The organism is Epilithonimonas caeni DSM 17710 (assembly GCF_000426465.1).
In the GTDB taxonomy this organism is placed as follows: domain Bacteria; phylum Bacteroidota; class Bacteroidia; order Flavobacteriales; family Weeksellaceae; genus Epilithonimonas; species Epilithonimonas caeni.
The window spans coordinates 77,063-91,605 of sequence record NZ_AUFK01000020.1; the positions used below are offsets into that span (position 1 = coordinate 77,063).

The following is a 14,543-nucleotide window of genomic DNA, read 5'->3' on the forward strand; positions in this document are numbered from 1 at the left end:
TTTGGAAAATTTTGACGGGGTGGTCAATAATATAAATTTATGAAAATTGGAGATTTGGTTTCAGTCATTGATGAAGATCTAAAAGGAAAGATTCTGACGATTTTGGGCAATCAGGTAAAAATCGAAGATGAGCATGGTTTTACATATAATTTTTCTAAAGATAAATTAACAATCATCGATTCCGATCTGTACCAGAATTCTCCTATCGTAAGGAAAAAGGAAACTTCAAAAATCGTATCGAAAAAACATAATAGAGCGCCACTGAAATTAGACCTTCATTTTAATTTCTTGGTTAAAAATCCTTCCGATTATGATGCTTTTGAAAGATTGATAATTCAGAAAGAAAAACTTTTGGAAACCATTGATTTCTGTAGAAAAAATCACATTAAAAATCTGTTGATTATCCACGGGATTGGTGATGGCGTTCTGCAGAGAATGGTTTATGACGTTTTGGAAGGCCTTACTAATGTCGAATATGATAGTGACGGATTTTTCTATCATCAATCCGGAAATGTCGAAGTCAAATTTTTATAAATTAAGATTATATTGTTTTGCTTTGATAGGTTTTACGACTTTGCGTACCTTTAAGAAATTGAATTGAACAAAAAAATCTTTGCGGAATTTGCGTTTAAATTTTTAATAAAAAAGATTAGATAAAAGCAAAATTACGCAAAACGGTTAGAACCGTTGCTATACAATGCTTTATAAAATAGTAGTCCAAGTTCAGAAGTCGGTGTCCGATAGGTTTTGGGCTTAAAATGACAAGGTTAGGTTACTAAATCGTTACTGATTGACTTCGGCAACAACATAGTTTAACTGATTATATTTCAGTCTTTTGCACCCTTTTCTACATTGCCTTGTAACTCGATGTAATTTAATTTTAAACGTTAAACATTTGAGTTATGGAGCAAGCAAAAAAATCCACGTTCAAGCTGCTTTTCTACCTGAAAAAGAACGAACTGAAAAAGAACGGTAATGCGCCAATTATGGCACGTATTACCATTGACGGAGTACCTAAAACTTTCGGAACAAAGTCAGAAATCAACCCCAATATTTGGGATTTGAAATTTGGAAGAGTTGAGGGTAAGAGTGCCCAGGCATTGAGCATTAATAAAAAACTGGATAACATACGGGGACGTATCGACAAGATTTACGAAGATATGCTGAAGCACGAGGGCTTTGCTACTTCACAGAAAGTAAAGCTATCCTTTTTAGGCGTTGGCGTAATGGAGGATGCTGTATTAAAAGTATTCAGGGAACAAAACAAAGAATTTCAGAAAATGGTCGCTAAGGGAAAACGCTCCCAAAGCACTTATAGTAAGTACAACACGGTTTACAACCACCTTAGTGAGTTTATAAGGGAGCGTTACCATAGGGATGATATGGCTTTCAGGGAACTTACTTCCGATTTTATCCGAGAGTTTGATTTCTTCCTCCGCATTGATAAGGAATGCACCCATAATACGGTTTGGGTTTATACAATGCCAGTTATTGCTTTGGCTGAACTGGCTATCAAAAAGGGGCTGATACGTGATAACCCGTTTGAGGATTACGAAATCAGTATGGAGGAAACCGACAGGAGCTATCTTTTAAAAGAAGATGTAGAAACCTTATTACTTTTAAAGCCTTCAAAGTCCAGGTATGAACTTGTAAAAGAACTCTTTATTTTCAGTTGTTTTACTGGGCTTTCTTATGTTGATATTAAGAAACTGAAATGGAGCAATATTCAATCGTTCTTTGACGGACACCAGTGGATAATCAGCAGGAGGAAGAAATCAGATGTTTCTTCCAACGTCCGTCTTTTGGAAATCCCTAAACGCATTATTGAGAAATATAGAGGCGTTACGAAAAATGATTTTGTATTTCCAATGCCGTCCAATGCGACCTGTAATACGCATATCAGTAAACTTGTAAAGGAGGCAGGCATTGTTACAGAACAAAAAGTTACATTCCACACCGCCCGTCATACATTTGCTACAATGTTCTTGACCGAGGGCGTACCACTTGAAAGCCTTAGCAAAATGATGGGTCATAAGAATATTTCCACCACGCAGATTTATGCTAAAATCACAAGCCAAAAAATCAGTAAGGATATGGATTTGGTTTCGCCTAAGTTTAAGGCTATGGAAGATGCGTTTCTTATCCAAATGGAAAGTGAAGAGATAGAATTGCTGAATGAATATGCAAACACAGATGAAATCTACAATACCGAAGAAGTGTTGGTTTAAAACTTAGTCTATTCCTTATTTTCATATTGAAGCAGAACTTAACGGTTCTGCTTTTTTTATGCCCCTACTTTTCATTACTCCAATCTCTGTTACAGGCTATCAAAGCCTGCCATTAATGCCATAAAAGTTTAAAAGAATTAAGAAAAGATATTTCCACAATCAACCGGTAAAAAGGCAGCCAAAGTACGGCGGTCACCCCACGCACAATCCCAGCCAAAAGACTACGGCATAAACGGTTTCCTCCCTAAAGGTACCCTCCAATTATTCCGTTTCCTTTTGGCTTTTCCTCTTGACCGCCTTGATAGTCTGCTTTCTTTTTTCCGGTTTTTCTTTTGGAAAAAATTATGCGAAGCGAAGCGGAGCAGACCACAACGGGAGGCGGGAAACGAGAAAAGCGAACGTAACAAAATGTAAAACTTTTAAAACAGGAACGATTATGAACATCATCGGAAGACTGACAAGAGATGCGGAAGTACGCACAACGTCACAGGACAAACAAGTAGTAAACTTTTCAGTAGCTACCAACGAAAGCTACAAGAACAAACAGGGCGAACGCATTGAGCAGACAACCTATTTCGACTGTGCCTATTGGCTATCTGCAAAGGTAGCATCACTACTGACTAAAGGCACTTTGGTAGAACTCACAGGCAGGGTAAGCACAAGAGCGTGGACAGGCAAAGACGGAGAGCCGAAAGCAGGTTTGAATTTCCACACCTCAAACATCAAGTTTCACGGAGGTATCAAAAGAACCGAAACCGTACAGCCTACTGCACAATCTGAAAGCAACGGATTTACAGCACAGGGAACAGAGGACGACCTCCCATTTTAATCAAGAACATTCAATCATTTTTTAACATCAAAATTTTATCAAAATGGCACATAATATCAATTTCAACGAGCAAACAGGAAAGCACAGTTTTTTTTCAGTACAGCAAAAAGCGTGGCACGGTTTAGGGCAAATCGTGGAGCAATACCCAACGAGTGAGGAAGCTATCCGACACGCAGGGTTAGATTACGAAGTCGTAAAATCCCCACTGTTTACCAAAGGTTCGGGTATCATCGAAACCGCACAGGGTATTGAGATAGGCAGTAGCGAATTGGAAGTACCCAACTATTTCGCCAACATACGCACCGACAATAACGCAGTTTTGGGAGTAGTCGGTAAAGATTACCACATAGTACAAAACAAAGAAGCCTTTAATTTTTTTGATGCTATTGTAGGCGGTGGTGAGGGTATTCTCTATGAAACCGCAGGAGCATTGGGCAACGGAGAACGCATTTTTATCACAGCGAAACTGCCCGACTATATCCGTGTAGGCAATGGCGATGATGTTACGGAAAAGTACATTTTCCTAACCACTTCGCACGATGGTAGCGGGAGTATTACCGCAGCGTTTACACCTATCCGTATCGTTTGCCAAAACACCTTAAACGCTTCACTACGCAATATGACCAATGTAGTCCGTATCAAACATACTTCGGGAGCAAAACAGCGTATTGAGAACGCTCACAAGATTATGGGACTTGCCAACACGTTGAGCAACCAGTTAGAGAACATTTTCAACAATTGGACAAAGGTAAAAGTATCAGACCGAGAAGTAAGAAAGCTAATCCAATTGGCACTTTGCCCGAACAAGGAAACTTTAGAGCTAATCAACAAAGGTGCGGAAGATGAAATTTCAACCGTATTCAAAAACGTGGTTGATAATGCTTTTACCTATGCGATGATAAGCGACACACAGCAAATGGACACCACCAAAGGGACTTTGTTCGGGGCATACAATGCGGTTACAGGCTACTATCAGAACGTAAGAAATTACAAAGATGACGAAGCCAAGTTGCAGAGCATTGTATTGGGTGGAACGGCTCAACAGAAAACGCAGAAAGCATTTGAATTGTGTACCGCCTTTGCTTTGGATGGTGCGGAAATCCTAAACCTTAATTAGATAACAACAGGCTACCACCTTAATCGGCGGTAGCCTACTATAAACAATAGTTATGACAATAGAAATATATGAAGCAACGCTGAAGCACGACACAGGTACAACAATGCTCAGAGTAATATCACTAAGCGGTAAACAGGGAGCGATACAGCAAATCACAACCGCAGAGGGTTGTCCCGAATGTGCCATTGTGAATATAGTAGAAATTTTTAACGATACAAGACAGCAGGATATGAAAGCAAAAACCATAGAGGAAGCAAAAGAATTGGCTAAAGGCAAGAGCCTTGAAAAGAAGCACAAGGACGAAACAGTACATATTATCTACTGCAATCGTACAGAGTATTTCTACATAGACACGAACGGTTTAATACGCCTTTGGGAGCAATCATTCGGCTACTATGTGAATGGCGTTTATACGGCTGAAAAATCACATTCATAACCTTAAACAATAAACGATTATGGCTAATTGGTGCAGTAATACGGTTGTTTTCGAGGGAGAACCCGAAGCAATCGAACAGATACAACAGCTATTCAAATCAATGGCTGAAAAGGAACAGACAGAAGAATGCGGACAGTTACCCGAATTTGTTTCGGAGCATAACGGTGGTTATTTCTTTGAAATCTATCAAAACGATGATGTTACAGGCGTATTCCAATATGAAACAAAATGGTCGCCCAATATTGTAGAAGTACAAAAGATAGCAGAACACTATAACGTGAACTTCACACAGGACTATCTGGAATTGGGTAACTGTGTATGTGGCAGGGCAACATTTGCTGACGAGCTACTCACAGATGTTTTTTTGGAGTACGAAGATTTTGAACAGTTCGAGTTTGACGAAGAAACTGACACCTACCATTTTGAGGGCGAAGAGTACGACAGCGAGTACGAAATTTTAGAAACCTTATTGGAACGTAAAATCGAAAATCAATTTACCAACACTAACATTCAGAACGATGAAATTATCAGATAAACCAACAGCGTACGTACTGCTCAAAGCAGGAACCAACAGCGAATGGGACAATTGCAATTTTGCCATTATCCACATTACCGAAGATTGGAAAAAAGAACAGCAAAAACGGCTTGAAATGGTTAGGCCGTTTGCAGAAGATTACTTCTTACAATCACTGAACTATTACGATACGGCAGTAGATTTTTATACGGCTGACGAGGACGACAACCCCGATTTATACAAATGGCTTGAAAGTAAGCCTATGGCATACGTGGATATTGACAAAGAAGAACTCCAAACATTATCCGTACCCGAAAATCGCTTGGACTGTTACAGGCTTGTACTATATAAGACAGGCACAGCAATGTATAAAGCCTACGGAAAGCACACGAGCGAAGAATTTTGGACAGAGGAATTTCCATTAATCCCATTAATTCAAACATTATGACACGTTCAAATCTCCATATCAAATTGAGCAATGGCAAATCCATTATATGCGTTGCCGATAGCAGTTCCGCACCCGAACAGGGCTACATCGTAGAGCATCTGTTATTGCCACTTCTTTCGCTTGACGACATCGAAAAGGAAATGTATTTACTATCAGAGCATTGCACGATGGATGAAAGACGGATAAATGCAGACTACCGCTACACCATTGACCTAACTACAAAAGAAGTAAAGTTTTTCGAGGAGCATTATAGCTATTCAAAAGACAATTTCAGAAAGGGAAAGGATATAACGGAGCGATATAACGAGTATGTAAAAACAATTATCAACAATTAAAATTTCAGAACGATGAACGCAAATTTTTTCAATCAGATACAAGCTTTGGACTTTACAGGAGTATTGCAACTCAACATTTCCAAAGGAGCAGAAAGCAACCTTATTGTATCGGTACTGCTCCAAAACGAACAATGCAGAGATAGTGCCAAAAACCTCATTCCCCCATTGACGTTTAACGCCACACCACAGGAATTTGACGAGGGATTTTTTGAGCAGATAAAAGCACCTGTTAAAACCGTTTCAGGCGTAATGGTGGATATGGAAAAATTCCTAAAACAAATGGACGAAGTCAAAAAGCAATCGGCAATGGAGAAAGAAAAGACCGAGAAAGCCAAAAAGGAAAAAGAAGCCAAAGACAAGAAGTTTAAAGACGGAATGGCAAAGGCTGACGAATTGGAGAAAGAGGGCAAACACCGTGAAGCGTGGATGAAAGTACCCGACATCACCGAGTTTCCCGAAAAAGCGGACGAGATACGCAAACGCAAAACGGAATTATCAAACAAGTTCGCCACACCGAGCCTTTTCGGAGCAATGGAAGAAGCAACACCCGAACCGCCAAAAGCGGAAGAAGTTACAGCCGATTATCCCATAGATGAAACGGACGAAGAAGAAAACGAGTATTAACCATTAAATACAGGCATTATGTTATTAGCAACGCAATTGGAACGAGTGTTTATACTCAAAGACAAAGGACAGGATATCAGACTGACCGACCCCGAACCACGTTGGAGCGTGGAAGCCGTAATGAATTTTTATGCCAATATGTACCCCATTCTGACCACTGCAAAAGCATCTGCACCACAGATAAAGGATGATGCAGTAGAGTACAGATTTGAGAGCGTAATGGGAACGAAAGGTTAAACCAAATAATTAAAGCGATGAACTATGCACAAACATATCCTATCGGGAACTATCACAATACCCGAACAGCAACGGCAACGACAATTGCACCGCCAGTTAAACGAGTTCGCCAATTGGATGCAAAAGCCAAAGGACGCAAACGAAGTACGGAAAGACAAACGCAAATCAGTACCAACAGCGATGTTGCCAATGGTTTTTTAAAATGTTCGTTTCTGCCTAAACTAAAAGAAACGAAAACCGTACAGGCTTGCAGGAAATCGGACAAAACGGAAAGGGATTTTTTTCAGTCCCTTTCTAAATTGGCAGAACATTACAATATTGAACCTGCACAGACCAAACAATTTGCCTATCCCTACAATATGGCATTGGCGATGACTGATGTAGAGGAAAAGTTAAAGAGCAAGGTTTTGGATTGGGAAGAAATCCGTTTGGTACAGGACAGTAAGAAAACCTATTTCGTAATTGAAGAACGCTACAATACAGGAGCAACACTTTTTTACATTCCTGTTTCGCCATTGTACCGCCTTTTGCACGATAAAAAGCGAAAAGCCAACGCACACCTATTATTGTCCGTGTGTGCTTATCTGTACCATATAGCCGACATTCCGTATTACAGGCAGGAAGCAAGCTATCTCTATTGGATGTACGAAATGATGAACGATTGGGTTGAACAGGACGATTATACGGAAGAAACCGAAGTTTATTTATCAGAAATCAAACAAGCCGAATTTATAGGCGACTTTATTGAGCAACGGATTTACAACCGTATCAATCTGACCGTATTTGAACAACGTATTGAAAAGTTCAAAGTAAGAAACGATTTTGACAGCGAATGTTTAGCGGTAGCAAAAGAAGCCTTTGCACTATATCATACCTATCCGAATGAAAATGTATTCCGCAATGCCAAACCCAATGGAGAAGCATCTGAAGAAGATATGGACAACATTATCGGAATGGAAAAATACATTTCATTTTACGCAGACCACAAAGGTTGGCTTAATGAAACCTTGATAGAATCTGTAAACACCGATATACAGGAATACGGACAAATGGAAGAACCTATTATACTGAAACAGTTTGACGGCAGGGATATAACCGCCAACAATCTTTGTTTTGAAAACAGGTTATTTCAATTATTACACAGCCTAAGCGATATTTTACATCAATGTTAAATGCAAGAATATGGAAACGATAAACGATATAACACAGGACTTTGGCACATTATACCACCCCAAATCGGCTTTGGTATTCTACGAAACCAAAGGACAGACAACCGATGTGTATGTAGAGCATTTTGATATGGATAAAAACGGAAACCCCATCAATGCCCACCCTTTGACCATAAAGGAAGCAAACGTATTGGCAAAGGCACTCCACACCGAAAAGGACAAAGACAAAGCCTTTTTAAAACCAAGCGGAATTTTGCCGACAAACATTTTGCATCTTAATCCGAGTGCGGAAAAAGGTACGGTAATCTGGTACACCAAAGCACAGCAAAGGCAGTTGTTTTTTGTGGACGGTCTGAAAATTTCCAACGGTAAAGCCTATGTACCGTCAATGCTTTGGAAAGCAAGTAAAAACAGTCTTACCGTATATGCTCTTTTAAGTGACCGAAGACCAACCGATAAGACCAAACTGCATTATGCTCCGTTTTTCAATATCTATGAAGACGGTAAAGTTTGTATGGGAACGGTAAGCATAGATATAAAGAAATCCGCATCAGTAGAAGAATTTATACAGGCTTGGGAACACTATTTTTTCAATTCCTATTTCAGCCATTTGTTGGGCAAACACAATCCCATAAAAGGCGATTGCGTACAAGTATGGAAAGACCTTGTAAATACAGATAAAACCTTTCCAAAAGAAGTATTAAAACCGTATAACAAAACCCTTAAAAATCTATTGTGATGGAAACAGTAAAAACAGCCGTTCATTTTACGGACAATTATTTGATAAGTCCGACAAACCCGATTGAAGTTAATTTGATTGGTGCAGGTGGTACAGGCTCAAAGGTGCTGACTGCTTTAATGGAAATGAGCCACAGTCTAACAGAATTGGGACACGCAGGATTGCAGGTGCGTTTGTGGGATGATGATATTATTACGGAAGCCAATTTGGGCAGACAGCGATTTGCACCGAGTGAAACAGGATTGTACAAATCGGTAGCACTTATAAACCGTGTCAATCGGTTTATGGGAACAAATTGGAAAGCAGAAACTCAAAAGTTTGAACGCAATGCGTTGGGCGGATTGCCTGAAAATGCAAAGTCAACGATTTATATTTCTTGTGTGGATAATGTAAAGACAAGGTTTGATATTGCAGAAATGCTCAAAACAATGAGTAAACAACGCAGAGCCAACCGTGATGAACCCAAATATTGGTTGGATTTTGGGAACAGCCAACATACAGGGCAAGTGATACTATCTACCATCGGAAGTATCAAACAACCCGACTCTGAAAAGTATGAAGCGGTGGCAAGCCTGCCAATGGTTACGGATGAATTTGGCGAACTGCTGAAACAGTCCGAACAAACAGACGATACGCCAAGTTGTAGTTTGGCAGAAGCATTGGAAAAGCAGGATTTATATATCAATGCTACATTGGCTCAAATAGGGTGTTCGCTGTTGTGGAATATGTTCCGCTACGGAATGACTGAAAACAGGGGATTTTTTCTTAATCTGAAAAATTTCCACACCCAACCCCTAAAAGTTGCCTGACCCCAAAAGGTCGGGCGGCGAAAAGACGCATCCTTCCGTTGGTCGGAACCGCCTTTTCGCATTTAAAAAGGTGCAACCACTTTGTCAAAATGCACCTCTACACAATTCCCTCTCTCTACATTTTACCAAACAGGTTGCGACATTATTCTCGTGGGATATTCTTTATCCCTTTCGTTGTTTTTGGTAATGACTTCTTTTCTTTTCACACAGCGACCAAAGAAAAGATTCTGTGTTATAAAACAAATATTTTTAGATTTATTTTGTATTAAATTGTATAAAATAATTATAAATTGTACTTTTGCACCACTCAATGAAAAGAACAGTACAAATATCATCCCAAGTTACTCCGCCCTGAGCGTAGGCTAAACTGTTGTTTTTTCCAATTTTAATTTATTGGCTTTTTTATGGTACCCAAAGGTTTTACTTTGGTACACCCTCTTTTTTATTTACATTTTTCATATTAAACATAATCTTTTATGCAGAAAGTTATTAATCTGTTTGATTTCAGACAGAAAATTAATTACAAGAATGAAATTCTTGCAGGTCTGGCAGTAGCTATGACCATGATCCCAGAGTCTTTATCGTTTGCTATTTTAGCTGGTCTCTCACCATTAACAGGTCTATATGCAGCTTTTTTAATGGGTATTGTAACCGCAATCCTAGGAGGCAGACCCGGAATGGTTTCCGGAGGTGCCGGAGCGACTGTTGTCGTGCTTATTGCACTGGCAGCATCACATGGGGTGGAATATCTTTTTGCCGCTGTTATAATGGCAGGTATAATGCAATTTTTAGTAGGAGTTTTCAAACTTGGTAAATTTGTGCGTTTAATCCCACAACCGGTAATGTATGGTTTTTTGAACGGTCTTGCAGTAATCATTTTCATGGCACAGGTAGCTCAATTTAAAGTCGTAGAAAACGGGATTGAAGGTTGGATGCAGGGTTCTGCACTCTATTTAATGGTAGGATTGACATTGTTAACCATAGCAATTGTATTTATATTACCTAAGTTTACCAAGGCTGTTCCTGCGTCCTTAGTTGCGATAATAGTTGTATTCGCTATCGTATACTTTTTCGGCATCGATACTAAAAAAGTAATTGATATAGCTTCTGTAGGTGGTTCACTACCATCATTTCATATTCCGGGAATTCCATTTAATCTGGAAACCCTGAAAATTATTTTCCCGTATGCCTTAGTAATGGCAGGTGTTGGACTGATTGAAAGCTTATTAACACTGAATATGGTTGATGAAATAACCGGTACAAAAGGACAATCCAACCGTGAGGCTGCCGCACAGGGCATAGCCAATATCACAAATGGCTTCTTTGGAGGAATGGGTGGATGTGCAATGGTTGCTCAAACATTGGTTAATATCGGAGCTGGAGGAAGAGCCCGACTTTCTGCAATAGTGGGAGCGCTTGCGATCTTATTGATCATTTTAGTGGCAGGCCCTGTAATCGAACAAATACCTATGGCTGCCTTAGTCGGTGTAATGATGATGGTAGCTATAGGAACCTTTGAATGGGTAAGTTTCCGTATTATCAATAAAATGCCTCGACACGACATTTTTATTGGTATGCTTGTAGCAGTTATCACCGTATTATTACACAACTTAGCTTTGGCGGTTTTAATAGGTGTGGTTATCTCAGCCCTGGTGTTTGCCTGGGAAAGTGCCAAACGTATCCGTGCAAGAAAATATGTAGATGAAGATGGTGTAAAACATTACGAAATTTTTGGTCCGCTCTTCTTTGGTTCTACTACTGCATTTATAGAAAAATTTGATGTTGTAAGCGATCCGAACGAGGTAGTAATTGATTTTAAAGAAAGTAAAGTAGTAGATATGTCTGCCATTGAAGCCCTAAATAAAATTACAGAGAAGTATCACAAGGAAGGTAAAAGACTACATTTACGTCATTTAAGTCAAGATTGTAGGCAATTACTTAAAAATGCTGAAACAGTTATTGATGTGAATATTATCGAAGATCCTACCTACAAAGTAATGACTAATAAGTAACATTGGTATAAATAAGTTTACATCGAAAGCTATAAGATTTTTTCTATGGTTTTCGATGTTTTTTTATGCATTTCAGCCTTTTAATTCTAAACTAAGTTTAAATATTAGATTTAAATAAATCCAAAAAGGTTAGGGGGTTATAAGCTAAAGCCAACCTCTTAAACAAATTATCGATAGAGAATTAAGCTTCTCCTTATTTACATCGCTACTTCCTGAAAAGGAATGATTTGATACTGGTGTTCTGAATTATAATAAGAATTGTTTTTCCATAATATAAAAGTCAATTCTAGCAGTTTTCTTTGGATGGCAACTATAGCCTTCATTTTGATACCATGCCTTGAAACTATTCTTAAGAAAATATCTCTGAACCTTTCATCAGTCCTAATTGCAGCTAATGCTGGAAAGTGCATTACCTTTCTTATATTCCTATTACCCCGCTTGGAGATTCGAGGTTTGGATTTCACTGAGGTTCCAGATGTCTTTTCTCTTACATCTAATCCTGCATAACTGACCAACTGTCTTTTATTCTTTATTAACTCAAATCCGTTGGTTTCTGCTATAATCGTTACAGCAGTTAGATTTCCAATTCCGGGAATAGAAGATACCATTTTGATCTTTTCCACTAGAGTTTGATCTCCTTTGATAAGTATAGCAATTTCCTCCCTTATCTCTTTTTCCTGTAAATCAATAAGAGCAATTCTTTTTTTAGTTCGTTGCACTGAGTTTTCACTTGATGTTGCAGAAGTACGTTCTGCATGTAGTTGATTTTTTAACATTGTTCTCTCATGTACCAACTGCTCACGTTCCCGACAAAGCTGTCTCAGATCATTAAATATTTTTAAAGGAGGTAGCCAAACTTCCAACTTCCTTTCCAAACCAAATCTCGCAATGGCTTGTGAAGCACTCTTATCAGTTATGGTTTTTATATCAAGTGTTTTCGCATAATTACTGATTTTGTTTGGTAAAATGATACTGACTTGTTTTTGAATACTACATAAATAATATGCCAAGGATTCATGGTACACTCCTGTTGCTTCCATTACGTACCGTACCTCTGTTGTATTTGAAGTCTGCTTATTTACCCATGATACAAGGCTTGAAAATCCTTTTTTAGTATTGGGAAATACTTTGTAGTCATAAACTTCTATGTTGATCTGCTCATCCATTTTACCAAGCGATACAACTAATTCATTTTGTGCAACATCAATTCCTACTGTCTGCTTTAATAATACCTTCATCTTATCTGGTTTAGGTAAGTGATAACCTTTCTTCATCTTTTCTCCTGACTGGATATACTGGCTATAAGACTCATTATACTGAGCAAATTCCTTACATTCTGTTCAGATTCTAAAAGGTTAAAGAAGGGGAGGCAGTCTCTTTTCTTGAATATACCATAAGGCTATTTAAAGCAAAATCTGCTCTCGCCCTTCTTCACTTAGATTATATTGTACAAACATAGGAGAAGCAAAAGAACGTCGCTTATTAAAACATATATTTTCCACTATTATCATTAAATCGGTGCAACACCGTTGCCAAAACGTACCGCTACATACACCCCTCTTAACCTACATTTACATCAAAACAGATTGCGAGATATTGCGACAAATTGCCTGGGGTTTCATTATCCCATTTTTGTATTTGGAATATTTTTAATTTTAGTTTTAACCAATAGTAGACAATTGAAAACAGTATTTTAAAACTCCAAGAAATACTAAAGCGGCCCTACAAAAACTGGCAGAGTGCGATGATACTTTTGCCGGAAGTGATAATTGGAGGTCAGCCTTATTCATTGAGAAAAAACCACCTTTAAATAAAACTAATTTTTGTAATAGTCCTGCGCAATTTCGGCAACACCTGCACTAAAGTATTGCCCACCGTTATAGATAACTTCAACTGCCTTTTTTAATTCGTCAGGGTCGGCTCCTTTAAGAACGTAGCCGATAGCACCGCATTCGAGCATTTTAATTACGTCCTTTTTATCATCATTGACACTGAATGCCAGTATCTTTAATTGAGGGTATATTTCCAGTAACCTTTTTGTGGTTTCAAAACCATTCATAACAGGCATACTCACATCAACGATACAAAGGTCAGGAATATACTTAAAAAGAGCGATTTTGTCGATTGCAGACTTACCGTTTTCAGCTTCAAATAACACTTCAAAACCGTAGCCTCTCAGGAACTCACAAATGCCTTTTCTTAGCAGGTCGTGGTCATCTATAAATGCTACCTTAATTGTTGGTTCTATATTCATCTTCTTCTTTTAAATAGTTTAAAAAATCCGGGTTTAGATAAGTTAGCCTCTTTATACGGAGAATATAAGCCGTCGTTAACGGCAATATCCCTGATATTGAAACGGCAAAGCCATTCTTTAAAGTGTGCTATTTTGTTAGGTTTAAAACGTACAATTTCCCCATTCTTGAGAGATATAATAAAAACGTCTATGCAGAGAGAGAAAGCTGATAATTGCGATGCAGGCTGGTCAAAATCGGGGTAAAAATTGTCTTTGCTGTCCATAATCTTAATGTTTAAGGTTGTGGTAGCCTGCGCAAAAAAAGAGCGTAGGCTAACTACACTTACCGCACATTGAGGCACTGGTATGCCCGACAACGAATAAGTGAGCGCCCACGCCTTTTGACGTGAGCGTTCTTACTTATTTGTCCCGTTGTCTAAAAATTACCAGTTTTCAATGTGGGACTTAAAGCAAAAACACTTTAAGTATTTTCTATATTTTCTCTAAACAAAGATACTAAACTCATTCCTTTTTGACAGCATATCTGAAAAAAAGGTTTCATTCAATTTGTTTTATGGAAGTTATAGTTCTGCTCCAGTATCGTCAGAATATCGCTTTCCTTGTAAATAATCTTACCGCCTATCTGTATATACGGCAGGGTATTGTCGTCCCTGTATTGCTGCAAAGTACGTTTGCTGATATGAAGCAACTTGCACACATCTTCGCCCGACAAATATATTTCCCCGCTCATTACAGGACGGTAATTTTTCAAAATACTTTCAATACGGTTTCGTAGCTGTGCTATCATTTCCT

The 14,543-nt window shown here is 38.6% G+C and carries 18 protein-coding genes; 14 read left to right on the forward strand and 4 right to left on the reverse strand.

The window, feature by feature from the left end; all coding sequences use genetic code 11:
* Positions 1-39: 39 nt before the first annotated feature.
* From K319_RS0114550 to K319_RS0114615, 14 genes are all read left to right on the forward strand, one after another.
* Positions 40-534: a Smr/MutS family protein gene (locus K319_RS0114550; RefSeq protein WP_027384253.1), complete on the forward strand. Its 495-nt coding sequence runs from the start codon at positions 40-42 to the stop codon at positions 532-534.
* 368 nt (positions 535-902) lie between these two features.
* Positions 903-2,228, forward strand: a complete 1,326-nt coding sequence (locus tag K319_RS20545; protein WP_235696114.1) for a site-specific integrase — start codon at positions 903-905, stop codon at positions 2,226-2,228.
* A 436-nt stretch (positions 2,229-2,664) separates the two neighbouring features.
* Positions 2,665-3,057, forward strand: a complete 393-nt coding sequence (locus K319_RS0114560; protein ID WP_027384254.1) for a single-stranded DNA-binding protein — start codon at positions 2,665-2,667, stop codon at positions 3,055-3,057.
* A gap of 43 nt (positions 3,058-3,100) precedes the next feature.
* Positions 3,101-4,174, forward strand: a complete 1,074-nt coding sequence (locus K319_RS0114565; RefSeq protein WP_027384255.1) for a DUF932 domain-containing protein — start codon at positions 3,101-3,103, stop codon at positions 4,172-4,174.
* A gap of 52 nt (positions 4,175-4,226) precedes the next feature.
* Positions 4,227-4,610, forward strand: coding sequence for a hypothetical protein (locus K319_RS21790; protein WP_235696115.1), 384 nt, complete (start codon positions 4,227-4,229; stop codon positions 4,608-4,610).
* Between the two features lie 19 nt (positions 4,611-4,629).
* Entirely contained in the window at positions 4,630-5,145 is a 516-nt protein-coding gene (locus K319_RS0114575) for a DUF1281 family ferredoxin-like fold protein (protein ID WP_027384257.1), read from the forward strand.
* On the forward strand, positions 5,129-5,572 hold the full coding sequence (locus tag K319_RS0114580) for a hypothetical protein (protein ID WP_027384258.1): 444 nt from the start codon (positions 5,129-5,131) through the stop codon (positions 5,570-5,572). The genes K319_RS0114575 and K319_RS0114580 overlap by 17 nt, the downstream gene beginning before the upstream one ends.
* Positions 5,569-5,907: a hypothetical protein gene (locus tag K319_RS0114585; protein WP_027384259.1), complete on the forward strand. Its 339-nt coding sequence runs from the start codon at positions 5,569-5,571 to the stop codon at positions 5,905-5,907. The genes K319_RS0114580 and K319_RS0114585 overlap by 4 nt, the downstream gene beginning before the upstream one ends.
* Before the next feature lie 12 nt (positions 5,908-5,919).
* The gene (locus K319_RS0114590; protein WP_027384260.1) at positions 5,920-6,531 is read left to right on the forward strand and encodes a PRTRC system protein E; all 612 of its coding nucleotides are present in this window, start codon (positions 5,920-5,922) and stop codon (positions 6,529-6,531) included.
* A gap of 18 nt (positions 6,532-6,549) precedes the next feature.
* On the forward strand, positions 6,550-6,768 hold the full coding sequence (locus K319_RS0114595; RefSeq protein ID WP_019976352.1) for a PRTRC system protein C: 219 nt from the start codon (positions 6,550-6,552) through the stop codon (positions 6,766-6,768).
* A 17-nt stretch (positions 6,769-6,785) separates the two neighbouring features.
* Positions 6,786-7,940 (forward strand): hypothetical protein, encoded by a 1,155-nt coding sequence (locus tag K319_RS0114600; RefSeq protein WP_027384261.1) that lies wholly within the window; start codon positions 6,786-6,788, stop codon positions 7,938-7,940.
* A gap of 10 nt (positions 7,941-7,950) precedes the next feature.
* The gene (locus K319_RS0114605; RefSeq protein ID WP_027384262.1) at positions 7,951-8,676 is read left to right on the forward strand and encodes a PRTRC system protein B; all 726 of its coding nucleotides are present in this window, start codon (positions 7,951-7,953) and stop codon (positions 8,674-8,676) included.
* The gene (locus K319_RS0114610) at positions 8,676-9,485 is read left to right on the forward strand and encodes a PRTRC system ThiF family protein (protein ID WP_027384263.1); all 810 of its coding nucleotides are present in this window, start codon (positions 8,676-8,678) and stop codon (positions 9,483-9,485) included. Before K319_RS0114605 ends, K319_RS0114610 begins: the two co-directional genes overlap by 1 nt.
* A gap of 476 nt (positions 9,486-9,961) precedes the next feature.
* A complete protein-coding gene (locus tag K319_RS0114615; RefSeq protein ID WP_027384264.1) occupies positions 9,962-11,497 on the forward strand; it encodes a SulP family inorganic anion transporter in 1,536 nt (511 codons plus the stop codon).
* Positions 11,498-11,694: 197 nt separating this feature from the next.
* Here the strand turns inward: K319_RS0114615 and K319_RS0114620 are convergent, their stop codons facing one another.
* The 4 genes from K319_RS0114620 to K319_RS0114635 all read right to left on the reverse strand — a co-directional run bounded on the left by K319_RS0114620 (position 11,695) and on the right by K319_RS0114635 (position 14,538).
* The gene (locus tag K319_RS0114620; protein WP_027384265.1) at positions 11,695-12,771 is read right to left on the reverse strand and encodes an IS110 family RNA-guided transposase; all 1,077 of its coding nucleotides are present in this window, start codon (positions 12,769-12,771) and stop codon (positions 11,695-11,697) included.
* A 542-nt stretch (positions 12,772-13,313) separates the two neighbouring features.
* Positions 13,314-13,751: a response regulator gene (locus tag K319_RS20550; RefSeq protein WP_051230722.1), complete on the reverse strand. Its 438-nt coding sequence runs from the start codon at positions 13,749-13,751 to the stop codon at positions 13,314-13,316.
* On the reverse strand, positions 13,748-14,014 hold the full coding sequence (locus tag K319_RS0114630) for a hypothetical protein (RefSeq protein ID WP_027384266.1): 267 nt from the start codon (positions 14,012-14,014) through the stop codon (positions 13,748-13,750). Before K319_RS0114630 ends, K319_RS20550 begins: the two co-directional genes overlap by 4 nt.
* Before the next feature lie 278 nt (positions 14,015-14,292).
* On the reverse strand, positions 14,293-14,538 hold the full coding sequence (locus tag K319_RS0114635; RefSeq protein WP_449401661.1) for a helix-turn-helix domain-containing protein: 246 nt from the start codon (positions 14,536-14,538) through the stop codon (positions 14,293-14,295).
* Positions 14,539-14,543: the final 5 nt, after the last annotated feature.